This window comes from Bacteroides sp. AN502(2024) (assembly GCF_041227145.1).
GTDB lineage: Bacteria > Bacteroidota > Bacteroidia > Bacteroidales > Bacteroidaceae > Bacteroides.
Genome location: NZ_JBGFSP010000009.1, coordinates 168,606 through 192,017 on the forward strand (window position 1 = coordinate 168,606; position 23,412 = coordinate 192,017).

17 protein-coding genes and 4 pseudogenes are annotated in these 23,412 nt (G+C 45.9%); 6 read left to right on the plus strand and 15 right to left on the minus strand.

The genetic code is table 11. From position 1 onward, the window contains the following. From AB9N12_RS17520 to AB9N12_RS17555, 8 genes are all read right to left on the minus strand, one after another. Positions 1-2,328: a transglycosylase domain-containing protein gene (locus AB9N12_RS17520; protein ID WP_369893409.1), complete on the minus strand. Its 2,328-nt coding sequence runs from the start codon at positions 2,326-2,328 to the stop codon at positions 1-3. A 177-nt stretch (positions 2,329-2,505) separates the two neighbouring features. Then, positions 2,506-2,952 carry a hypothetical protein gene (locus AB9N12_RS17525; protein ID WP_369893410.1) on the minus strand — a complete coding sequence of 149 codons (447 nt, stop codon included), beginning with the start codon at positions 2,950-2,952 and terminating at the stop codon, positions 2,506-2,508. Positions 2,953-3,086: 134 nt separating this feature from the next. Continuing rightward, complete coding sequence (locus AB9N12_RS17530; RefSeq protein WP_369893411.1) at positions 3,087-4,508, minus strand: MATE family efflux transporter; 1,422 nt, start codon at positions 4,506-4,508, stop codon at positions 3,087-3,089. Positions 4,509-4,579: 71 nt separating this feature from the next. Beyond that, entirely contained in the window at positions 4,580-5,158 is a 579-nt protein-coding gene (locus AB9N12_RS17535; protein ID WP_369893412.1) for a DapH/DapD/GlmU-related protein, read from the minus strand. A 5-nt stretch (positions 5,159-5,163) separates the two neighbouring features. Further along, on the minus strand, positions 5,164-5,703 hold the full coding sequence (locus tag AB9N12_RS17540) for a flavodoxin family protein (RefSeq protein WP_369893413.1): 540 nt from the start codon (positions 5,701-5,703) through the stop codon (positions 5,164-5,166). A gap of 88 nt (positions 5,704-5,791) precedes the next feature. Next, positions 5,792-6,769 carry a DUF362 domain-containing protein gene (locus AB9N12_RS17545; protein ID WP_369893414.1) on the minus strand — a complete coding sequence of 326 codons (978 nt, stop codon included), beginning with the start codon at positions 6,767-6,769 and terminating at the stop codon, positions 5,792-5,794. A gap of 20 nt (positions 6,770-6,789) precedes the next feature. Beyond that, positions 6,790-8,709 (minus strand): TonB-dependent receptor, encoded by a 1,920-nt coding sequence (locus AB9N12_RS17550; RefSeq protein WP_369893438.1) that lies wholly within the window; start codon positions 8,707-8,709, stop codon positions 6,790-6,792. A gap of 37 nt (positions 8,710-8,746) precedes the next feature. Beyond that, complete coding sequence (locus AB9N12_RS17555; protein ID WP_369893415.1) at positions 8,747-8,914, minus strand: hypothetical protein; 168 nt, start codon at positions 8,912-8,914, stop codon at positions 8,747-8,749. Between the two features lie 256 nt (positions 8,915-9,170). Between AB9N12_RS17555 and AB9N12_RS17560 the strand changes: the two genes are divergently transcribed. Together AB9N12_RS17560 and AB9N12_RS17565 are read left to right on the plus strand one after the other, a co-directional pair. Then, positions 9,171-10,079, plus strand: a complete 909-nt coding sequence (locus AB9N12_RS17560; RefSeq protein WP_369893439.1) for a helix-turn-helix domain-containing protein — start codon at positions 9,171-9,173, stop codon at positions 10,077-10,079. A 7-nt stretch (positions 10,080-10,086) separates the two neighbouring features. Beyond that, positions 10,087-10,992, plus strand: coding sequence for a helix-turn-helix domain-containing protein (locus AB9N12_RS17565; RefSeq protein ID WP_369893416.1), 906 nt, complete (start codon positions 10,087-10,089; stop codon positions 10,990-10,992). Positions 10,993-11,053: 61 nt separating this feature from the next. On the opposite strand, the gene AB9N12_RS17570 is transcribed toward AB9N12_RS17565, so the two are convergent. From AB9N12_RS17570 to rhuM, 3 genes and pseudogenes are all read right to left on the minus strand, one after another. Beyond that, on the minus strand, positions 11,054-11,281 hold the full coding sequence (locus AB9N12_RS17570) for a hypothetical protein (protein WP_369893417.1): 228 nt from the start codon (positions 11,279-11,281) through the stop codon (positions 11,054-11,056). A 215-nt stretch (positions 11,282-11,496) separates the two neighbouring features. After that, positions 11,497-12,648, minus strand: a complete 1,152-nt coding sequence (locus AB9N12_RS17575; protein WP_369888970.1) for an IS4 family transposase — start codon at positions 12,646-12,648, stop codon at positions 11,497-11,499. Between the two features lie 521 nt (positions 12,649-13,169). Beyond that, positions 13,170-13,813 (minus strand): annotated as a pseudogene (gene rhuM, locus AB9N12_RS17580) (RhuM family protein). A 175-nt stretch (positions 13,814-13,988) separates the two neighbouring features. Between rhuM and AB9N12_RS17585 the strand changes: the two are divergent. The 4 genes and pseudogenes from AB9N12_RS17585 to AB9N12_RS17600 all read left to right on the plus strand — a co-directional run. Further along, positions 13,989-14,775: pseudogene (locus AB9N12_RS17585) on the plus strand (phage integrase SAM-like domain-containing protein); the annotation flags it as partial. Beyond that, positions 14,770-15,504, plus strand: a pseudogene (locus tag AB9N12_RS17590) (DUF1016 N-terminal domain-containing protein); the annotation flags it as partial. The pseudogenes AB9N12_RS17585 and AB9N12_RS17590, both read left to right, overlap by 6 nt. A 593-nt stretch (positions 15,505-16,097) precedes the next feature. Then, positions 16,098-16,271 carry a hypothetical protein gene (locus tag AB9N12_RS17595; RefSeq protein WP_369893418.1) on the plus strand — a complete coding sequence of 58 codons (174 nt, stop codon included), beginning with the start codon at positions 16,098-16,100 and terminating at the stop codon, positions 16,269-16,271. Positions 16,272-16,945: 674 nt separating this feature from the next. After that, positions 16,946-17,352 (plus strand): annotated as a pseudogene (locus tag AB9N12_RS17600) (primase C-terminal domain-containing protein); the annotation flags it as partial. Between the two features lie 438 nt (positions 17,353-17,790). Here AB9N12_RS17600 and AB9N12_RS17605 read toward each other — a convergent pair. From AB9N12_RS17605 to AB9N12_RS17620, 4 genes are all read right to left on the minus strand, one after another. Next, positions 17,791-20,232, minus strand: a complete 2,442-nt coding sequence (locus AB9N12_RS17605) for a GumC family protein (protein WP_369893419.1) — start codon at positions 20,230-20,232, stop codon at positions 17,791-17,793. Positions 20,233-20,241: 9 nt separating this feature from the next. Then, positions 20,242-21,045, minus strand: a complete 804-nt coding sequence (locus tag AB9N12_RS17610; RefSeq protein ID WP_369893420.1) for a polysaccharide biosynthesis/export family protein — start codon at positions 21,043-21,045, stop codon at positions 20,242-20,244. A 150-nt stretch (positions 21,046-21,195) separates the two neighbouring features. Then, a complete protein-coding gene (locus AB9N12_RS17615) occupies positions 21,196-22,602 on the minus strand; it encodes an undecaprenyl-phosphate glucose phosphotransferase (RefSeq protein WP_369893421.1) in 1,407 nt (468 codons plus the stop codon). Positions 22,603-22,675: 73 nt separating this feature from the next. Then, on the minus strand, positions 22,676-23,401 hold the full coding sequence (locus tag AB9N12_RS17620; RefSeq protein ID WP_369893422.1) for a WecB/TagA/CpsF family glycosyltransferase: 726 nt from the start codon (positions 23,399-23,401) through the stop codon (positions 22,676-22,678). Between the last annotated feature and the right edge of the window lie 11 nt (positions 23,402-23,412).

Sequence of the window (23,412 nt, forward strand, 5' to 3'; positions counted from 1 at the left end):
TTAATTGAAAAGATCGTCCAATCCCACTTCTTCTATCACCTCTCCGTCCGGAGTTTCCGAACCGGCACACGGGTCGAATCCTTCGGGGAGTTGGAATCTCTCCTGCTGGTCGTATCCCAACGTCGGGTCATCATACACCTTCTTCATATACATCGCCCAGATAGGCAAGGCGGCGGCGGCCCCCTGTCCGTATGTCATTCTGCCGAAGTGGATGTCACGTTCGTCACCTCCCACCCAACAGCCGGATACCAGTGACGGGGTGAATCCCATAAACCAGGCATCGGAGTTTTCATTGGTCGTTCCCGTCTTTCCTCCCATATCGGCGGTAATCCCGTATCGGCGGACACGCCCACCCGTTCCCTCATTGATAACGGCACGCAGCATGACCAGCATCTTGTAAGTGCTCGAAGCGCTTATCACCTCTTCCATCTGCGGTGCAAAAGTAGAAATCACATTACCATCGTTATCCTCGATGCGGGTGACGAACAACGGAGCTACCCGGATGCCTTTATTGGCGAAAGCCGTGTATGCGCTGACCATCTCACCCACCGAAATCTCACAAGGTCCCAGGCACAGTGAAACCACCGGATCGATGTCCTTATTGCGTACCCCGAAACTATGGATCAGGCGTACCAGATCATACGGGTTGAGTTTCCCCATCAGATAGGCGGAAATCCAGTTATCGGAATGTGCCAGTCCCCATTTCAGGGTCACCATTTCCCCATAACGCTTATTGTTTGCATTGCGTGGCGACCAGGGAATTCCATTCTCGTCGATCAACGTTTGCTCCACGTGGCGCGCCTGGTCGCACGGAGAAAATCCGTTCTCCATGGCCAATGTATATAAATACGGTTTAATGGTAGACCCCACCTGACGACGTCCCATCATGGCCATATCATACTGGAAGTATACATAATTCGGTCCGCCCACATAAGCCTTCACGTGTCCGCTCAGCGGATCCATCGACATGAATCCCGTCCGCAAGAACGATTTGTAGTAGCGGATCGAATCCATCGGTGTCATAATCGTATCCTTATCTCCCTTCCAGGAAAAGACCGTCATCTCTTCCGGCGTATCGAACGCCTTACGGATCTGTTGTTCCGAAGCTCCCGCCTGTTTCATGAGACGATAACGTTCCGTCTGTTTCATGGCTTTCGTCAACAGCTCCTCCACCCGCTTCGCAGTCAATGAACGTGCATACGGAGCGTTCTTACTCCCCTCTTTCTCTTTGAAGAATGCCGGTTGCAGGTAGTTCCCCAAATGCTCTTTTACAGCCTCTTCGGCATATTGCTGCATGCGCGAATTGATCGTGGTGTAAATCTTCAATCCATCCGTGTAGATGTTGTAATTCGTACCGTCTTTCTTCTTGTTCTTCGCACACCAGCCGTACAACGGGTTCGTTTCCCAGGCGATGGAATCTTCGTAGTATTTCTGCATTTGCCAACCGCGATAATCACTCTTTACCGGTTTCGGCGCTGTCATGACGCCACGGAGATATTCGCGGAAATACGTGGCCAGTCCCTCCTTGTGGTCAACGCGGTTATACCTGAGTTTCAACGGGAGAGCCTGTAAAGAGTCGCATGCCGCATCTGTGATATATCCGGCTTTACGCATCTGATCGAGCACCACATTACGGCGCCCGCGAGAACGTTGATTGAAACGAACCGGATTGTAGAGTGACGGATTCTTACACATACCCACCAGCGTAGCCGCCTCCTCCATTTTCAACTCTTTGGGGTCGCAGCCGAAATAGGTATGTGCAGCCGTTTTGATACCCACGGCATTGTTCAGAAAATCAAATTTATTGAGATACATGTTCAATATCTCCTCTTTGGTGTAGTAACGCTCCAGTTTCACCGCAATCACCCATTCAATCGGTTTTTGGAACAGACGTTGCAGTGTATTTCTGGCCACCTTTTCCGTAAACAGCTGTTTGGCGAGCTGTTGCGACAAGGTACTCCCCCCTCCTGCATTTTTCTGAAACATCAAGCCGCGTTTCACAAACGCACGGAACAACGCTTTGACATCGATTCCGGAATGTTTGACAAAACGGACATCTTCCGTTGCAATAAGGGCATGGATAATATGGGGTGACAAATCTTTGTAGGCCGTGTACACCCGATTTTCCTTGCTGTAAGACCAGGTGCCGAGCACTTTTTCATCTTCAGAAAAAATCTCCGTTGCAAATTTATAGCTCGGATTCTCGAGCTCCTCAACAGGAGGCATATAGCCAATCCAACCTTTTGAAATGGAGACAAATACCATCACGATAGCCAGTAGTACGACTGCTAAAAATATCCAAAGAGCTTTTATTATTTTTCGAATCATGTTTTTCTTGCTTAAAATAACGCGTTTAATCAAGATGCAAATGTAGATAAAATTCGCTATTCAGCCAACGGTTGGATTAGATTTTCTATTTTGTTAAAAGATGGAAGGGCACTACTGTTCCCACAGGAGGAGACAAACTTTAATGGGCCGGTGTACTCCTCCGGCATGAATTTCAACTCAATCTCCCGATAGCGGTGCAGGAAAACATTGTACATCCATTGTATCGATAGGGTCCGTCTTCCTGCGCATGGCTTCATCGGCACAGACTGTGGGACCCGTTGGCAAAATTGCGATGTTTCGTTGTTGCGGATGGACGGAAAGAAACGGGAAACGGTGTTTCCGCCCTGTTTCAATGGCGGAAATAACAGGAATCGACCGATGATAGCTCCTTTCCGACCGGAAACAAGCTGAAAACGTTGTCTTTTTCTTGGCGGAGGATGGGATGAAGGAAAAGACATCGTTCTTTAGTATCTTTTTGGGTCGGATAAAGCTGAAAACCGCGTTTTTTCCTTGCCGGAGAACCGGATGAAGGAAAAAACACTGCTCTTTGGTATCTTTTGGGGTCGGAAGAAGCTGAAAACCGCGTTTTTTCTTTGCCGGAGAATTGGGTGAAGGAAAAAACACTGTTCTTTAGTATCTTTTTGGGTCGGAAGAAGCTGAAAACCGTGTTTTTTTCCTTGCCGGAGAACTGGAAGAAGCTAAAAACAGCCTTCCCGAGTTGTCTTTTTCCTTTCTCCTTGCAAAATTTCAACGATTACTCACATTTTTCTCATCCACCGTTCCCGTTTCAGGCGGACAAGGAAAATCATGCCCCGGAAACATAGCTCGACGCACATGGCTATCCATACCCCTTTCAAGCCCAGGGAGGGAGCGAGCAAAGCAGCCAGCGACAGACGCACAGCCCAGATACTGAAAAAGTTCATCATACACGGCACGAGCGTGTCGGCCGCACCGACAAAAACGCCGTAAGCCACAATCGAAGCGGCAAACATCGGCTCGGCAAACGCTTCGATGCGCAGAGCCATCACGCCCAATTGCCGAATCTCCTCGACAGGGGTCATCAAGCCGATAATCTGGGGGGCGAACATGTACATGAGCACACCCATCAGACCCATGACCACCATCCCCGTGCACACCGTCATGCGGGCAAAGCTGCGGGTCAACTTCCAACGCCCGGCTCCGATGCTTTGTCCGACCAGTGTCGTAGCGGCATCGGCAATTCCGTAACCGGGCATGTAACAGAGGCTTTCGGCCGTGATGGCAAACGAATTGGCGGCAATGGCGAAAACGCCCAACGGAGCCACGATAACGGTTGTCATGATTTGTGCGCCGCAGATGACCACGTGTTCTATCCCCATCGGGAAACCGATGCGAAATGCCTTTTTCAAGGTCGCGGCTTGTGGCCGGAAACTCCCTCGTCCGCCGGCTAACCTCAATTTATCGGAGCGGGCCCAAAGGTACCACAACAATATGCCGGCAACCACCGCTTCGGCAGCAACCGTACCCAAAGCCGCACCGCCTACGCCCAGTCCCGCCCCCGGCATCGTGAAAGAGAGGCCCGCCACACTCCATGTGCGTGAAGGAAAAATCAGAAAGAAGTTCAGGACGACATCCAATACGCACATCGCCACACCTGCCAGGCTCGGTACGTTCATGTTGCCGCTGCAACGCAGCATCCCTCCGGCAAGGAAGTTCATCTGCAGGGCGGGCAGAAAGAGTGAGAAGATGCAAAAGTAGAGCGACGCATCGTGACGGATGGAAATATCGCCTCCCAGCCAACCGGGCAACGCACCGCTGATTGCCATGCCAAGCGCGGCGAGCAGCAGACTGAAAACAAGCGTGGATGTAAGCGACTGCCGCAACACCGCACGTGCGCCTTGCATATCGCCTGCACCGATTTTATGCGCCACCTGCACGGAGAACCCCGTAGCGGCTGCCGTGCAAAGTCCCCAGAATAGCCATGTGGTCGTCGAGACCAGCCCTATGGAGGCGGATGCTTCGGCTCCGAGACTTCCCACCATCGCCGCATCGATATACTGCATCACAATGGAGGAGAGCTGGGCAATGACAGCCGGAACACTGAGCAGCACGGTCAGGCGCAACTGTTGTCCCCATGTCATCGGTTTACCATCGCGTATCAGCGCAAGCAGACCGTCTGTTTTCTCTGTCTGCATCCTCATTCGTTCCGTTCTTTAACGAGTTTGACTCCGATTCCGGCTGTACGACTGGCAATTGACTCCCACTCCATAGGCTATTGTTTTTCGTTCTTATCGATATCCCGAATGTATTTGGCAGGCACGCCACCCACTACGACACCGGCCGGTACATCCTTGTTGACCACCGCACCTGCGGCAATGACAGCATCATCACCGATCGTCACACCTGCCAGAATGGTTGCGTGTGCACCAATCCAGACCCCTTTACCGATCCGGATAGGCGCATGATACAGGTTCTGTCTATCTTCCGGAACCAACCCGTGATTTAATGTAGCCAACACCACGCTGTGCCCTATCAATGCCCCGTCACCGATGAATATACCTCCTTGATCCTGAAACTGGCAACAAGCGTTGATAAAGACATTTTTCCCCACGTGGATATTCTTTCCGAAATCGGTATAAAACGGAGGAAACATACGGAATGATTCATGCACCTCACTCTCGGTAATCCGACTGAAAAGGGAAACAATCTCTTCAGGTGTATGGTATGAGCAGTTCAGGTCGAACAGCAACCGACGGGTGTTGTCGCTCTGCTCGCGCATGAAGGTGATCATTTCTTCACCCCGCAGCGGTTCTCCTGCGGCAATCATCCGCTGGAAATGCTGTAAATCCATATCGCTTAGCAATTTCTGCCCATTTCGTAGGCTTCATTCAACTTAGGATTGCCTTTTATTTCTCCCACATGCCACACACCGCCGCAAAACAGCGTTCCTTTTACGGTCGGATTCTCCAGGCAGTCGAGAAAGCCCATGAAGTTGGCAACGATGCGGTCCATGATGGTGTCATCGTCCTCGGCAGCCGTGGCTATGAAATAGAAATCCTTGTTCTTCATCTCGGTATAAGGGCCGCAGCAACGGTCTATCAATGTCTTCATCTGCGCACTCATCGCATAGAAATAGACCGGCGTCCCCATGACAATGATATCCGCCGCGAGTATCTTTTCGATAACTTCTGCCGCATCGTCTTTCTGCGGACAGGGCTTTTTGTCCCGGCTGCATACGCTACATCCCGTGCAGGGGTGTATCGTCTTGTCGCGCAGGAATATTTTCTCCACTTCGTTGCCATGATCCATCGCTCCGCGCATAAATTCATCGCAAAGCGTATCGGAATTGCCGCCACGACGGGGGCTGGACGATAAAATCAACACTTTCTTTGTCATATCCTTTTGTTCTTTTTATACCTTACCCATACCGGACTCCTGTCGTAGAAGCGATGACCATTTACAGGGGTCGGCATGGGTTCGTTTCCTATTTGAGTTCAACCAATTCATATTGCTGACTTCCCATACCGAGCTGTTCGGCATAGTCGAGCGTGTGCATCCCGTGGCGCGAATCGATGCGTTCGATCAGATGTATCTTTCCGTGGTCTTTGGAGGCACGAACCAAATCTGTACAGGCGCGGTCGAGTGCCACCGGGTCGAGCGAAGCGAGAATACCGATGTCTCCCATCCTAGGGTCTTCGGGCGAGGAATCGCAATCGCAGTCCACCGAAAGATTGTTGGCCACGTTGATATAAAGAATCTTATCACCGCAATGGTCGATGATGGCTTTTGCAGCTTCCGTCATCGATTCCAGAAAATCATCCTGCGGAGGAAGATTGCCCCAGACTTTGCCTGCGTCCTTGCTCTTCCCGGCCGAATGAATCCACGCTTTGCCGCCCGACGAGGCGATGCCGATGGAGATGTTCTTGATGGCACCGCCGAAACCGCCCATCGCATGGCCTTTGAAGTGCGAAAGGACAACGGTGAAGTCGTAGTTCAGATAGTTCTTGCCGACAAAATCCTCTTTCAGGTGCTTGCCACCCTTTACCGGCAGCGAAACCTCCCCGTCGGCATCCATGATGTCCACTTTGGCGACAGCCGTAAAGCCGTGGTCGGCGGCGGCTTTCAGATGTGCTTCCGTATTAGCGCGTCCTCCGCCGTAGGCCGTGTTGCACTCCACAATCGTACCGTTTACTCTCTTTACGAGCGGTGCGATGAGTGCCGGCTGGAGGAAGTTGTGTCCGCCCGGCTCACCGGTCGATAGTTTCACCGCCACTCTCCCCTCGGCTTTGCGGCCGAGTGCTTCATACACCTTCACCAGGTTTTCCGAATTGATTTCCTTGATGAAATAGACTTTCGGGAGTTCGGAGGAGCCGCCCGAAGTTTGCTTCTGCGCCTGCGCGCATCCCGTTGCTGCCAACGACAATGCCGTTGCCGCCATGACCATACTCATCATCTTTTTCATAATACATTATAATTTAGCGATTAAAAATTCAGATGGATACCTGCCGTCACCGTTGCTCGCGGCATCGGATATCCGGCATTGATTTCGTAACGCTGCGCCAACAGGTTCTCTCCGCGTGCCCAGATGTCGAGCCATTTCGTGGCATGGAATTGTCCGCGGAGATTCCACAACACGAAATCTTCGGTCGTTTCCGTACCCCGCCCGTTGGTAACGACCGAAGTATAAAGCCCGTCGATATATTGCACTCCTGTCGATACCGACCAGCGTCCTTGCGTGAAGTTCGCTCCGGCATAGAGCTTGTGTTCGGGAGCGGCAATCACGGGATTCTCCATGTGCAGGTAGCTGTAATGGGCATCCACCGACCAGGAGTTGTTTATACGGTAAGCGGCCTGCACTTCGATGCCCGCATTCTCTATCTTGCCCGAGTTCTGGTTCAGCATACCGCTACCATTCGGATTGGGCAGGGTCATAATCAGGTTCTTACCGTCGATATAGAAGAGATTGACGCCATACGACAAACGTCCGCCGGGCAGCTTTTGAGAGAAGGCTATCTCGTAGTTCCACATCGATTCGGGTTTCAAATCAGGGTTTTGAGGGGGAAACATATACATCTCGCGAAGTATCGGATAGCGGAAACCTTTCGAGGCGGATGCCTTCAGTTCGATGGCGCGAGGCAGGTGGAATGCCAGTCCCGCCTGCGGTATCCATTCCGTTCCGACACGGGAATGGTGATCGACACGCAATCCCGCATTGAGCGTGAGCCACGAGCCTGCATCCTGACGGATGTCCACATAGCCCGCCACTTCGTTTTCATGCTTATCGACCAAGTCCTTGCGTGTTCCCGCAGACGCTCCGCTTACATATTCGTTCCATGCCTCGCCGCCGTAACGGAACCAGTCGACGCCTGCCGTGATACGGTTCCCTTTGAAAAACCGGGCACTTTGGTATAAAGAAACACCCATCATGTCATCAAAGGAATTGAAGCGGTCATCCTGAGGCTTTTCTCCGGCGGAAGGCGTGTAACCGTCGTTGATCCAATGATCGCCCCAGTTATAGAAGAAGCTCAACGCACCGGAGGTCTTCCCGTATTCGTTCTCGACGGCAAAAGAGGTCATTCCCCGCGTGATGCGCTGGTCGCCTTCCAGCAACGGAGTAGATTCCGGACCGGGATAAGAGGCATTGAAATGTGTCACGTTCACATCGGCACGCAGCTGCCAGTGGTCCGTCACGGCATACCCGATCTTGCCATAACCGCCGTACTGCTCGAATCCCATGTCGGCACGATGTCCGTCCGTGCGGTTGTACGACCCGCTGACGACACTCGAGAATCGTCCCTTGCGGATGCGGTTTGTCAGCTCGGTTTCCAACGTGTTATAGGAACCGTAACCGGTGTGCAGGTCGGTACGAATCCCATCCTCATGCATTTGGCGGGTCACGATATTCACCACGCCGCCCATAGCGTTCGACCCGTAGAGTACGGATGCCGGACCGCGCAACACTTCCACCCGGTCGGCCAAAAGTGTCTGGCAGGCATCGGATATCGGATGCCCGAAGATTCCGGCATACTGCGGGTGTCCGTCGATCAGCACCATCATGCGGGCATTCCCTCCGCTCAATCCGCGCAAGGAGATACCGCCTGCCGCACCGTTCGATACGCCATATCCCATCACGCCGCGCGAGGTGGTGAACAGTCCCGGCACTTGTTCGGTAAGCACCGGGAGCAGGGAGGGCTGCATCGCCTGCTCCAATTTATTCCGATCGACGACCGAAACCGTTTGTGACAAGTGTCGGATGTCAGTAGCGTTACGGGTACCCGTCACCACCACTTCTCCGATGGTGTAATTCCGGGATATGGCCGTAGTGTCTGCGTTCTGTGCCTGTGCCTGCAATAGCGCAGTCATGGCAAATGCCGTTATCAGTTGTCTTTTAAGTTTTTTCATCATACCTGCTTTATTTCTGTTACACGCAATGCGATCATCACTTCATCGTAAATGCCGTTCGTCTGGATGGAACCGCCCCGTAGGTCAGCGGCACTTTCGGACCGGATTTCTTCCATTCTTCGCCCGTTTTTTTCTGAGCATCATCCCCGAAATAGAGTTTCGCGGGATGGAAATAACTGACATTTCCTAACAATGTTTTTATCATTGGTATTGTATTCTTTCTACATTCTACATTCTTTGGGGAACGTTGCAAAATTCGGCATTTTTGCATGACTCCCTTGTAGATAAATTACGGATATTATCTTTTGATTATGACCTCAATTACAGATTTTATCATACTGACATAGGAAAATACGGCACAATCTGTAACCGGGGTCATACAATCCGTAAAAAAGGTTGTCCGAATGCCGGAATTATTCCGTACTTTTGTGGTTGATTTTAAGAACGTAATAACGATGATTATGGATGAGATATTCAACTTGAGTAATGTAGACCAGTACAACAAATTGTATGGACTTGAAACTTTGCACCCGCTGGTAAGTGTGGTAGATTTGAACAAGGCCACCCGACAGATGAAATACGCCCACTGGCATTACGAAATCTATGCGCTTTATCTGAAACTCGAAAAAGCGTGTGACATACGGTATGGACGACAAAAATATGATTATCAGGAAGGGAGCATTGTCTGTTTTGCCCCGGGGCAGGACACGGAAACAACACTGATTACCGACCGCGTACAAATAAATGCGCTCGGCATACTTTTTCATCCGGATTTGTTACTGGGAACATCGCTTGGCAAGACCATCCGGAAATACACATTTTTCTCGTATGAAGTAAACGAAGCGCTGCATCTCTCCGAAGAAGAGCGGAACATCGTGATGGATTGTCTGCGCATCCTCCGTATGGAACTGGAACACGGAGTGGACAAACATAGCAAGACATTGCTCGTCAACCATATAGAATTGCTTCTGAACTACTGCATGCGTTTCTATGAACGGCAATTCGTTACCCGCAGCAAGGCCAATCATGATGTATTGGCGCGTTTCGACCGGCTGCTCGACGATTATTTCGAGGGGACGCATGCCGAACAGAATGGCCTGCCTTCCGTTAAATATTTCGCCGACAAGATCTGTCTTTCCTCGAACTACTTCGGTGATATGGTGAAGAAAGAGACCGGCAGGACACCGCAAGAGCATATTCAGGAGAAAGTGATTGAAATGGCGAAAGAGCGCGTAACGGGTACAACGGACACCGTCAGCCAAATTGCCTACTCGCTGGGATTCCAGTATCCGCAACACTTCTGCCGCCTGTTCAAAAAGCGGGTGGGATGTACTCCCAACGAATACCGCACACAGAATCATAATTTGTGAGAAGGAAATGGAGAAGGAAAAAGAGACATTGGATTTTAACACCGTACATGAATGCAACCGTTGTCTGGACTGCAAGACATTGCACCCTCAGGTAAGCCTTATCAATTTGGAGAATCCGTCATTGGAACAATATGCCGTCAAGTTCGAGTTCTATGCCATCTTATTGATAGAGGAGTGTTCGGACGAGTGTTCCTGCTGCGGACGGAGGTACTACGATTATTCCAATGCGACGATGGTATTTCTCACACCGGGAGAAATATTTCGGATGAACGAGGAAAAGACCTTGCCCGGCAAAGGTTTCCTGTTGGTCTTTCATCCGGATTTGTTATTCCGAACCACATTGAAGAATCACATAAACAACTATACCTTCTTCCATTATCGCAAGGAAGAGGCGTTGCATTTGTCGCAGCGTGAGACAGAAAAAGTCACCTGCTGTCTTTGGCATATCGAGGAAGAATTGCATCACGCGATTGACACGCACAGCAGCACCATCCTGTCACGTCATATCGAATTGTTGCTGGATTACTGTACCCGTTATTACGAACGTCAATTCATCACCCGCGAAAACAAGAACAAAATTATTCTTGGAAAAATGGAACAGTTGCTCGACGATTACATCAAGTCCGGAAAATTACAGGGTGGCAAAATGCCGACACCGGAATATTGGGCCGACAGGCTCAATCTCTCCACATCATACTTTAACGACCTGCTGAATTTTGAAACCGGCAAGACGCTGGAACAGTATTTTCAACTCAAACGATTGGATGCCGCCAAGCGGATGCTACTGAAATCCGATGCGACCCCCACTGTTGTGGCTCGGCAATTAGGCTATCCGAACGTGCAGCATTTCAGCCTTGTCTTCAAGAAACTGACAGGTGTTGCGCCAACCGATTATCGCAGCTCGCAGAACTAAAGCGCGGACTATATACGAACTATATACTTTTTTGCAGAAACATATAATACGGTACAAGCAGTTAGTAATGGTGATTGATTTCACCTTTTAGTTCTTCGTACAAGTCCACCGGTCCCAAATGCCAATATTTAGTGCTTTCGGTTGACAGCTTCTTATAGAGTTTTGAATGATATATGCAGTCTAAGCACTCTTGCAGTGTGAAACCGTAGTCATCGTGCAGGTATTCCACCAACCAGCTCACTTTTCCCGGCAAAAGCAGGTGGAGATTGCTTTGATTTATCTGGAACATATCATTATTCTATTTTAATCGCTTCAATAAAATGCAAGGCTGTCAGTACCGGATTCATACAAACCGAAATGCAAAGGTAGTGAATAAGTTATATATTGGGAGCATTTAATTGCTGTTTTATTGTTGGAATACAATATTGTCCTAAATAAATTTTGAGCATGAGCTAACTGACTATACTGTTAAGTATAGCCTCGAGAGTTCAAAATCAATCCCCCCTAATCGTTTTCGATGGTTTCGGGAGGTGGTGTAAATGGTTGATCAAGCCATTTTTGGAGGTCGATTTTGGTAAATGTGTTCAGCCGGAGCGTGACCACAAGGTTAGCCAATGCCCATTTGTATCTTGCGATGTGCTTTAGCCATGTCAGAATCAGCATTGTAGTCATAGCAGTCCATATTTGGGTCTCTACGGCATTGCGGGATGTGCCGATAAAGCTCTTGATGCGTAGCAGTTGCTTGAGGTTGCGAAAGAAGATTTCTATATTCCACCGAGCCTTGTACAGAGCCGCTATGCTTGATGCTGCCAATGTGAAGTTGTTTGTGAGTAACTCAATCTCAAAACCGTGTTCATCGTTCCATACTGCGATGCGACGTAAACGTTTGGGATATTTGGATTTGGCCGCCGAGAGTTCGAACTCGATTATTTCGTCAATAAGTACATTCTGAGCGTGTTTTTCAGGCAAAGGCAACTCCTCTATGGCTTTGTACCGGATATTGTCTTTATGACGCACTACAAAGAACACGTTGCTGCTGTCCCAATTATTCAACAATGAGTAGTCACAGTAGCCTCGGTCGGCTACTACAATACTATACGGATGTAACTCAATATCAAAAGCAGCTTTGTTGTCGGTGGTTTTGCCATCGGTGATATTCACGAACTCCGGCAAAAGACTGTCATAGTCCAATAGCGTGTGCATCTTGACCGCCCCCTTGGTGGTAGTGTAATGTGCCCAGTCATATATTGACAGAGTCAATGACACCAATGTGGAGTCGAGCAGTTTTATCGGCATCTTGAAACGGAACTTTCTTCGTTGCCATAGGGCTTGCTGTCCGAAATACTGAAACAACGAGTAGAATATGCCGCGAAAAACCGAACTGTCTCGGTTGGCGTTCTGATATGCTACCGTTGACTTGGATGGTGCACGGTTGATTCCCAAATGATTGAGGTTGCCGGTGGCTGATTTCAGCCCGTTTGAGATATCTCTGACTGAATCACATCCTGAGAATTGGCTGAAAATCATGCTAACAAACTGACTCCATGTATTGTAGCCCTTACAATGCTTGTCTGACCCCGAAGATTTTATGATTTTCCTGATATTTTCTTTCGGGAGATGTGATATTACCTGTGCGAAAAGTGTTATATTTGCCATAGGAAGTAGATGAGTTGGTAGCTCGCTACTAAGGTAGTCATTTTACCTTAGTTCTACTTCCTTTTTATTTGTTCCCCCAATTTATTTAGGACAATATTGGATGGAATACACCAATAATTGGGATAAAAATAAAGTCAAGTAGACGAGATAAAAAATCTTAAGGTCTTATTGCTTAAGCAGACACAGTATGCTTAGGCTTTATCCACAAACAAAGCATGGGGAGTCCATTGAACTTTGTTAGGCATATATCCGCATCATTTAATGTAAGAATTCTGTTCAAATTGTCTGTCTTTTTCCGAGTATACCATACTAACTCCGAGCAAATCAAGAAGCATATAGGATATATAATATACGGAAGCTGCATCAGGAGTTGCGAGTCCGATTTGATTTAAGACAGCTTTAATTGTTTCAATAAAGGATAATCTTAATGGATATCATGTGATTACCATCAACAATAGATTGTATGAAATCGATCTGTCAAAATATATGGTAACGATGTATGTATTGTATAGAATAAGATATTATTTATCCTTTAATTTTTTGATTTCTTTGTCAAAGTCGCTTTCTAGCAAATCCATTTCGCTCTATCCAATCTTTCATAGTCATAGGATTCATTTCCAAAGCTTGAAACTCGGCAAAGTCTAAAAAACCGGAAACAAGCAGATTCAAACGTTGGAGTTCAATCTCTGACAAATAATTCTTGGCAATTTTCACATCGTCCTTAGTCACATAGTTACCCTTAAAGTTCATCATGCCGACAAATGGCTTTTCATTGTCAACACGGTTATAAATGACTTCTGCTGCCGTATTCTCATGGACAGCATAATGCAGCTTGTTTTGCACGGTAGCAAAAAATATTTTGTCATCTCATCACGTGGGTCATAGTCCGTTGCCGTAGCATAAATATCCGTCACTTGCTGGTAAAAGTTGCGCTCACTACTGCGAATATCCCTAATGCGTTGTAAAAGTTCACGGAAATTCCGAACAACCACATTCTTATCAAGTTCTCCATCTTCAAATATATGCTTAATATGCTCACTTACATTTGATTTACTTGTTTGATATATCTCCATGTAAGCCACAAATCCTCATCTGCAAAACGCACCGACACGTGAGTAATTTCGTTATCGTCCTGATAGAGTATTATTTTGTTTTCTTCGTTCATGAGTCTATTTTTTCTTTGTATTAGTCAATATACATATCCATCTCACCAATATTTTTGAATCTTATGTTTCGAGATTCTGTATTCATTCTTTTGTTATAATGAGATATAGATCTGTAATTGTTCGAGTTGTTGCCAACAAAACATTCTGTTCTGCAAGCCATTTACCTGTTCTCTTATGCTCTACCAATACAACTTTTATCCATTGGAAAGCCGGAAAAAGAACAGTGTGCCAATCATAGAGAATGTGCCTATCCGTATGCGTGTCATATACGCAAGCCAACGCATCGAGTTTACAACAGGCTACCCGGATTGACGTAGCCAAATGGGATGCTGACAAACAACGGGTAAAAAATGGATGCACCAACAAGCTAAAACAAAGTGCATCCGAAATCAATGCGGACTTGCTGAAATACTATACCGAGATTCAAAACGTGTTCAAGGAATTTGAGGTGCAGGAAACCATGCCGACCACCAAACAGCTAAAGGATGAGTTCAATCTAAGGATGAAAGACACCAATGAAGAACAGCAAGAAGAATCGCAGATTAGTTTTTGGGAGGTGTTTGATGAGTTTGTAAACGAGTGTGGCAATCAGAATAATTGGACGGCATCTACCTATGAGAAATTTGCAGCGGTAAGAAATCACCTCAAAGAATTCAAGGAAGATATAACCTTTGAATACTTCAACGAGTTTGGATTAAACGAATATGTGAATTTCCTGCGTGACAAAAAGAATATCTGTTGCTTCACAAGCCTGCGATATTCAGATGTTCGTAACCTGAAAAGAATCGATGTGAACCCCGACCACATAGAAGTTACCACAGTCAAAACGGCGGACAGCCTGATATTTGAACTGAACGACCACAGCAAAGCCATTCTTGAAAAATACAAAGATGTTCACAGAAGATGAATGATTATTTGGAAGAACTGGGGAGAACTGGCTGAAATCAACGAGCCTGTGCGGCTGATTACCGCTGCCAATGCGCAAATGCTGTTCCATTACTGGAAAGTAGGCAGCTATATTCTCTATCATCAGCAACTACACGGATGGGGAAGCAAAACCATCAAACAGTTGGCAAAAGCTATCCGGCTGAATTTCCCTGAAAAGAAAGGATATTCAGAACGCAACCTTACCTATATGTGTCAGTTTGCAAGGACATATCCTTTAAGGGCATTGTAGAATCTCATTGAAACGGATTCAAAACTGATAGCTCCAAGCGTGAAGAAAATAGCAGATGAAGTACAATGCTTAAACGATGCACAATTTACGCAAGAGCCTCTTGCGCAAATTCAGAATGTTGCCAAGACCGTATTTGATATTTACCGGATGGAGATTAAGAATATAGAAAGTGTATTCATGGCATCACCTGTCGCAAGAACCAATTGGGCAAGCCATGTGGTTATGCTTAACAGTTCGCTTCCATTGGGTGCAAGCTATTGGTACATGAAACAATCCGTGGAAATGGGCTGGAGCAGCAATGTACTCAAAATACAAATTGAGACCAACCTACATAACAGACAAATCAGCAACAACAAGGTAAACAATTTTACAGCCACACTTCCGGCTCCACAAAGCGACCTTGCCAATTACCTGTTGAAAGACCCGTACATCTTTGACTTGGTTGGAACTAAGGAAAAAGCGGACGAAAGGGACATAGGAGAGAATATACGGACTTATGAGACAAGACCACTAAGGGATGACATCATAAAGCGTGTATGTTCCCAATACATGGACAGACATAATCCTGCGATAAAAGACCAGTTGGAGATTACAACTAAGTTGCATGAGCCTTTGAATGACGCATATCACAGATATGATTTCATTGGTTTTAGACCGCATACGGATGAAGAAGAAATACTTGCGGAAAAGGAATATGAACGCTGTAAGGCTGAATACGACAAGGAAAAGAAAGAACTGGAGAAGCTCTATGAACTGCAAAAGCAAGACAGGAAAGAAGCTTTTCAATATATGGAAAACCTTTCCGGTAATATTTACCGCTTGAGCCTTCTTTTTATGGAAATTCTGAAAAAATACCTTCCTGACAATATGGAAGAGAAACAGCAGGGAGAACCAACCAAACAAGATGAGGTGCAGGAAACTTCGGAAGAAGAACACGAATACTTCGATACGAAGCTGCTCTCACTCATCCATGAAACCTGTGTCGGGGAACAGTTCGAAGCCATTACAGCGCCGGACTTTATGCCAATATAAACCTGCCCCCCTGCAAGAACAAACTAAAAATCAAAGCAAGGGAAAAGATACGGGTGTGTTACCTGATATTCCTGATGAGCGAAAAACTATCCAAGCAATACAGGGACGAATGGAGAAACAAAATATTAAAACTACTGGATATTGATGAGAGCTATTACAGGTCGAAGTATAAAGAACCCGTTTCCGATTTTCCAAGTGACAGTAACCAGAAATTCGCCAAAGAAATGGAATACATATTTAATAAATAATCACAATAAGACAAATAAAAATTTCATACCAAAAGCATAAGATGGACAAAGAAGATTTTATTTCTAAAAAACCGAACTTTTCAGTCTATCTCGAGAATTGCTATAGAATGTCGTATAAATCCTCAAAAGTATAAATGTTTTATTTTGTATTACGATAATAAATAAATCTTCATATAGAAATACAGTTATGGTTGGATTATTTTTCAAATACCAGAAATCTTGAAAAATAATCGCATTGAGAAATATAGAATAATTATTCAAGATGGAGAGAACAACACATCGAAAGTCGAAAGTTTATTAATTAAAGATATTCATTATGATGATTAAAAAAATATCAGCACCAATATTGGTATTTGGTACAAACATAATGATTAATCATGAAAACCAACACAGGCTTAGCAGAAATCTATTCTCATATTCACAGCTCTTTCATTTAAAACTGTTTTGTTCTTTAAAGAGTGTCAGCCGTAGCACTACACAGCTATAGCTTCCGCTAGCTCACAGGTACTATGGAAAAATTATACCAACGATCTTCACAGACAGTTGGTATAATAGAAATCACATCGGATTTACACCGACATGAGGGCGTTGATCAGGAATACACCGCTGTATATTTCCTGACCTGCAAAATGTAGGGATCTTCATGTGTGTAGCATGAAGTTAGGGACCTACATATTTTGTCTCATATTTTCTTTCATCCGCTGACAGCCGGACAACGCCATTCCAACGTCTTCAAACTCGCCTGCGAAGCCTGTCGCCGACACTATCCCCAAGAAGACATATTACGTGAACTTACCGCATTTTTCGAGCACACGGATTTTAGTTCCGAAGAGCTGAAAAGCATATTATCATCTGTATATAAGCAAGTTAACAAGCAATCACCTGCTTCCTCGCCGATCACCGACCCTTCCTTTCAAAAGGACAAAAGGACAAAAGGACATATAGCACTATGGAAAATTCCACTTCCGATGACGAAACCTATTGGTGCGGAGAAGAATTCCGGAAAGGAACGCCTTTATTTCCCCGGGATTTGTACAATAATCTTCCCGATCTGCCGAATGACTGTATCTCACTGGAAGATTCTTTCAAACCGATCTTTTTCCCGAGATTTATTGTACGGACGCTGATTTCGAGCGTCCCCTTCTGTCCGTCCATTAAAGAATCCTGACACCATCCGTCATTTCGTCCAAGAGTTGCCCGACAATTTCACAACGGATGAAGCGCTTCTTATTGGCGCAAAATACGATTTCAGCCACTGCAAGGTAACACGCCTGCTAAAGTCACTCAACGAATTAAAAATCAATAAGATATCATATAGTTCCTATACCAAGATAAATGATCAATAGTACTATATGTCCTTTTTGTCCTTTTGTCCTTTTGAAGCCTCCGGAAAAACATGGGGAGATTTGAAAAAAACATCCCGATGATCGAATTCAAACATTGGGAAATTCCAAGACAAATATCCCAATGTTTTTTTCTTTTCTTCTGTGCGTTACTACGCATCATTCAGCCTGCACCTTTACTCTTCCTTGGTATGAGATCGCTCTCCATACCCATAACCGTAGACATATCGTTTACCGTAGCCGTAGTACTTGCCATATTTGCCATAACCATAATAATAACCGTACTTTCTTCTCTTCAGGTCCAACCCATTTATCACCGTACACAGGTTGGGTAATTTATTATTTTCAGCAAGTTCGTTAATCAACGTATACTCATTTTTATGAGTATAGTCTGCACGGCAGACATAAACAGATAAATCGGCCACCCGCCCAATCAGCAAGGTATCGGTAACCATACCGACAGGGGCCGTATCCAGAATCACATAATCAAAATTCTTCTTGAGCGTTTCAATCGCTTTATCCAATCCGTCACGAGCCAATAATTCGGTCGGGTTAGGAGGCACTGTCCCTCCGGGAAGAATAGACAGGTTCTTGCTCACATCAGAAAGCTGTACCAGATCCATCAAGTTCCTTTCCGGATCGACCAAATATTGAGTGATACCTTGCTCCTTCCGGGAAATATTAAACACTTTATTCAATCCCGGCTTACGAATATCAAGACCAACGATCACCACTTTCTTCCTCAATAAAGAAAGACTGATAGCAAGATTAGATGATACAAAGGACTTCCCCTCACCGCTAACCGTCGAAGTGACCAAAATCACCTTCTTGCCATTGTCAAGCATAAACTGGAGATTCGTACGAATATTCCGGAAAGTCTCACTCATCAGGTTATTTTGGTTTTCAAACACAGCAATGGCCCCCTGTTTTTCATCGGTCAATGGGATGTCACCAACAATCGGCAAACCGGTGAGTTTTTCCACATCCGAACGGCCTTCAATTTTAAACTTGGTCAATTCGAGCAGATAAATACCCCCTACCGGAATTCCCACTCCTAACACTAAAGCTATCAGGTAAATCATCTTGTCCTTAGGAAACACGGGAGCATCATCCGCTATAGCGTCATCTATAATCTTCGCATTATTGGCAGTAGCAGCCAGAGTAATAGCATTCTCCTCACGCTTCTGAAGAAGCATCAGATAAAGTCCTGCCTTTATCTCCTGTTGACGCGCAATGCTCACAAACTCACGCTCCTGACCGGGTGCCTCACTGATACGGCGGGAATAACGGTTCGCTTCACGATCCAAATCCGCCTTGGTGATGAACAATCCGCGCAACACCCTGTCCAAAGATACCTGCACATTCTCTTTCATTGCACCGATGCTGGTATCCAAGTTGATAATGGCAGGATTATTCTCCGTTGATGTACGCAGCAACCGTTTCCTCTCGACAAGCACATCATTATAACGATTGATGGCAGCCGCAAGATTCACATCCTGCAATCCGATGTTACTGGGCAGCACCTCATACCCTCCATTTTGCATATATTTCTGCAAATCCTGCAGCAAATTAATCTGGGTTTGATTCTCCACACGCTTCTTTTCATATTCAGCACTACCGGTCAAAGCAATCTGGGCATCACTGGTCAAATCCGTAATACCCGCCCCGCGTTTGAAACTTTCCAAATCCTTTTCCGTACTACCCAGTTCTTTCGAGATTATACCAATGCGTTCATTGATAAATTCTGCCGTTTTTTGCGCCACTTCATTCTTGTCATTATTCGTATTGATGTTATACATCTCCAATAACTTATTGATAAAATCTTTGCCACGCTGTATATGGGAGTCCTTCAATGATATGACAGCCACAGAAGTGGTTTTGGAAGTGGGTTCGATAGTCAGATTCTCGCAACACCCTTTCGCTACAGTCAAAGGCTTATTAATTGTCGCCGTAATATTACGTGCGCCCCTTTCCGAATCAGTAGCCTCATCCGATGTTTTTTGAGAAGACAGCACGGAATCCGGCGTCAGAAAAAAAGCCAGTGCTCCCCGATCGGTGGGAAAAACAGCCGGCAACTTCTCAAAATGTTTCTGATATTCATCATCACCCACCTTCACATGTACATCCAGACTTCCCTGCGGTTGCAATGTCATTTCCACACGCATTGGTTCTTCCAGCAAATCAGCTTCCTGTGGAGTCAGACTCACTTGTACGGGTGAAGTCTTATACATGTTTTTCGAAGGGAATTCATCCTCATCCGTATAAGATATATAGAGTCCCAAATCCTCAACCACCTCTTTGACGATATTTTTTGAACGGAGAACTTCAATCTCGTTATCGATATTCTGCGAAGAAGACACCATGCCATCCAATCCCAGACTCTCCAACCCGGAAAGCATTCCGGCACTCCCCCCTTTCTTATCATCCTTAATTAAAACCGTGGCAGAAATGTTATATACAGGAGTGGCTATATGTAAATAGACCCATGCTGCAATCAAGCAAGCCACAACCGTCCCCACAAACCAAGGCCAGTGGATCAAAAATTTAAACAACAGCTCCTTGACGTCTATATTTTCTTCCTTAGATTCTATTGCTTCATTGAAATCGATTTCTTTCATTGCAAATCATTATTTTAAGATATTTACTAATAAGCTGACGATAGATACCAGAATAGAGGTGGCAGAGAACCAGAGACTGGTACTGTTACCGACATCCGAATTTCGAGCTTTTGCCTTGTTGGGAGTCACATAGACAATATCATTCTGCTGTAACCAATAGTAAGGTGAGAGAATGGTTTCGGCATGATTCAAATCCAAGGTTACAATCTGCTGCTTACCGTTTGCGTCCTCACGAATCAGCTTCACATTATCACGAAGGCCGTACACCGTCATGTCACCGGCCATGGCCAAAGCCTCCAATAAGTTCACCTTCTCATTGGAAATGGTAAAAGTACCGGGGCAAGCCACTTCACCAATCACGGATATCTTATAATTGACCATACGCACCGTTACAATAGGAATCTCCTTCATGTAAGGTTTTAGTTTATCTATAATCAACTGTTCAGCTTCCCTTTTCGTTAAACCTCCCAATTTCAATTCTCCCAATACCGGGAAATTGATGTTGCCTTCATTATCAACCAAATAAGGCTGCAACGCAGCTTGAGTAGTCACAGAAGACGAACTCGCAGCCAAGCCTGCATTACTGGCTACTGTCAGGTTAAAAGGTATCGCAAGTTCCGGATTCGTACACGACACCACAATAGTCAACAAATCTTTCGGCATGATCTTGGCATCATAAAGCCTCTCCGGCTGTTCTGCCCGATTCACCACATCCACATTCTGAAAATATGGAACTTTCTTGTAAGACTGGCATGCAGCCAAAAGAAAAGGCAGCATCAGCCAAAGCAATAGCTGTTTATTTACTCTATTCATACAATCTATTTTATATAGTTATTACTTTCGGTTCTTCATCCGACGAGGCATATTTTTTGACCTTCCCACTTCGAATATTGTACAATTGGGATACTAAGTTACAACCGACAGCCCTTTTCTTTTCTGTATTCAATTAAATATTGAATGTTATCAATAAGCCTCTTTTTCTCCATGCATGGCATTATACACCGTCTTATATATAATATATAGATCCAATAAAAACGTCCAGTGCTCTATATACCAGATATCACGTTGCACACGCCCCTCCATCTGCCAGAGTTCTTTCGTCTCACCGCGAAACCCCGTCACCTGTGCCCATCCGGTTATTCCGGGTTTCACGAAATGACGCACCATGAACTTATTTATCAGACGGGAATACTCCTCCGTGTGCTTCAGCATGTGCGGACGAGGTCCCACAATGGACATATCCCCCTTCAGCACATTTATAAATTGCGGCAATTCGTCCAAACTCGTCTTTCTCATAAATTCTCCGATACGCGTTTTACGAGGATCATTTTCCGTAGCCTGAAGGGTATTGCACTGCGCATTAACCCGCATTGAGCGAAACTTGTAACACCAGAATACACGGCCATCCTCACCGCTGCGTTTCTGTTTGAAAAAGACAGGACCGGGAGAACTCAGCTTAATCGCAATCCCGAAGAATATATATATGAAGGGGAAGATAGTACAAAGAAATAACCCCGAGCAGACAACATCAAAAGTACGCTTGACCATACGATTCTCCAATAATTCCAATGGCTCACAACGAATGGAAAGCACGGGCACATTACCCAATAGCTCGAAATGCATCCTACGCTTCAAATAATTACGGACATTAGGAACACTAAAGAAACGGACCAAATGATTTTCACAGTAATTAATGATAGGGACAATCTCTGCACTTCGCACAGAAGGAAGACTACAATAAAGCTGGTCGATCTCTCCCGCATGTCTCTCTAAAAAAGCACATACCTCATTGGGGTGTCCCAAATAGGGAACATCCTGCGGATACCGTTCGGAAGGAACATCCTCGAAATACCCCAGTACACGATAACCGGACGTAGGATCATCCGTCATCGCATGATACAGCTCCTGCATATTCTCATGCCCGCCCACCAATACGACCTTGCGGACATTTCCTCCCCTTTTCCGATAAAGCTCCAAAAAGTGGCGGAAAACCAGGCGATAGCAGACAATTACAACGATCAAAACGATATAAAACAATCCGAAATAACGGGAATGAGAAAAATGAAAATGAAAAACGAGCAACGTACAAATCGAGAAAAAGACAAAAGGAACCATGTTGCGTAAGACACGAATCATGATCTGTCCGGGACGTACCACCGGACGATGAAGAATAACCCCTGAACGCAGGTTACAAAGTAAATAGCACAGAGTGATAAGAGTCATTCCCTGAAAGATAGAACCGCAATGGATACACCAGAAACGGGTACCCCCCAATAAATTAAATCCCCATAAAAGCAGGTTCAGCAAAATAAGATCACCCAAGAGGACCAAAGATTTTAGGACTTTGTTAAAACGTTGGACTTCCTGCATAATAAAATAATAAATGTTATTAGAATAATTATTGTCCCCCATACAACGTACTCCTGTTTATCAACAAGTTACGTTACCCCTTGGATTTCTCACGCCAGATATTCATCAGAAACAGCGGATTGCCGATGACATACCTGCGCCACATCCGTCGAGGCTCCTTTATCAATCGGTACAACCACTCCAAAGAGTGCTCCTGCCACCAGCGTGGCGCACGCTGATAGGTACCAGCAAAGAAGTCGAACACCGCTCCGATGGTACCCACATGGCAATGAATATTCAGTTCACTCCAATGACTATAAGTCCATTTCTCCTGCTTCGGTGCGGTCATTCCTATCCACAACAAATCGGGATTAGCGTCATTGATAGCTGTTATTATCGCCCGGTTCTCCTCCTCCGTAAACTCCGGCTTATAAGGAGGAGAATACGTCACCACCTCTATGTTAGGATATATTGCCTTTGCCCGTCCCATAATCAGGTCGAGCACTTTCGGCAAGCTGCCCATGAACATACACCGTCCACCCCTACCATTCAACCGCCCCATCTCAAACTCGAACAAGTCCCATCCGGCTATGCGCTCCTTCGGCTGACTCTTGCACCCCAACCATCGGCAAGCCTTTACAATGCTTGCTCCATCAGGAATAAGATAATCCCCATTCTTTAAGGCTTCTGCAAATAAACCATCTTTCTGTGCCGTGTTGAATGAGTGTGCGTTTATCGTGTTTATCAATCGCTTGCCGCAAGGTATATCCGCCAAAGACTCGCGGCTTTCCACGAGCGTAAGATTTTTTAGTAATAACATGTTGTTGTGTA

Bases quoted from the DNA above. Each gene is read 5' to 3' on its own strand.
- AB9N12_RS17550 (WP_369893438.1), bottom strand. From the start codon at position 8,709: ATGAAAAAACTTAAAAGACAACTGATAACGGCATTTGCCATGACTGCG.
- AB9N12_RS17530 (WP_369893411.1), bottom strand. From the start codon at position 4,508: ATGAGGATGCAGACAGAGAAAACAGACGGTCTGCTTGCGCTGATACGC.
- AB9N12_RS17615 (WP_369893421.1), bottom strand. From the start codon at position 22,602: ATGCAGGAAGTCCAACGTTTTAACAAAGTCCTAAAATCTTTGGTCCTC.
- AB9N12_RS17555 (WP_369893415.1), bottom strand. From the start codon at position 8,914: ATGATAAAAACATTGTTAGGAAATGTCAGTTATTTCCATCCCGCGAAA.
- AB9N12_RS17535 (WP_369893412.1), bottom strand. From the start codon at position 5,158: ATGGATTTACAGCATTTCCAGCGGATGATTGCCGCAGGAGAACCGCTG.
- AB9N12_RS17595 (WP_369893418.1), top strand. From the start codon at position 16,098: ATGAGCGAAAAACTATCCAAGCAATACAGGGACGAATGGAGAAACAAA.
- AB9N12_RS17620 (WP_369893422.1), bottom strand. From the start codon at position 23,401: ATGTTATTACTAAAAAATCTTACGCTCGTGGAAAGCCGCGAGTCTTTG.
- AB9N12_RS17540 (WP_369893413.1), bottom strand. From the start codon at position 5,703: ATGACAAAGAAAGTGTTGATTTTATCGTCCAGCCCCCGTCGTGGCGGC.
- AB9N12_RS17575 (WP_369888970.1), bottom strand. From the start codon at position 12,648: ATGGCAAATATAACACTTTTCGCACAGGTAATATCACATCTCCCGAAA.
- AB9N12_RS17565 (WP_369893416.1), top strand. From the start codon at position 10,087: ATGGAGAAGGAAAAAGAGACATTGGATTTTAACACCGTACATGAATGC.
- AB9N12_RS17520 (WP_369893409.1), bottom strand. From the start codon at position 2,328: ATGATTCGAAAAATAATAAAAGCTCTTTGGATATTTTTAGCAGTCGTA.
- AB9N12_RS17545 (WP_369893414.1), bottom strand. From the start codon at position 6,769: ATGAAAAAGATGATGAGTATGGTCATGGCGGCAACGGCATTGTCGTTG.
- AB9N12_RS17610 (WP_369893420.1), bottom strand. From the start codon at position 21,045: ATGAATAGAGTAAATAAACAGCTATTGCTTTGGCTGATGCTGCCTTTT.
- AB9N12_RS17570 (WP_369893417.1), bottom strand. From the start codon at position 11,281: ATGTTCCAGATAAATCAAAGCAATCTCCACCTGCTTTTGCCGGGAAAA.
- AB9N12_RS17605 (WP_369893419.1), bottom strand. From the start codon at position 20,232: ATGAAAGAAATCGATTTCAATGAAGCAATAGAATCTAAGGAAGAAAAT.
- AB9N12_RS17560 (WP_369893439.1), top strand. From the start codon at position 9,171: ATGGATGAGATATTCAACTTGAGTAATGTAGACCAGTACAACAAATTG.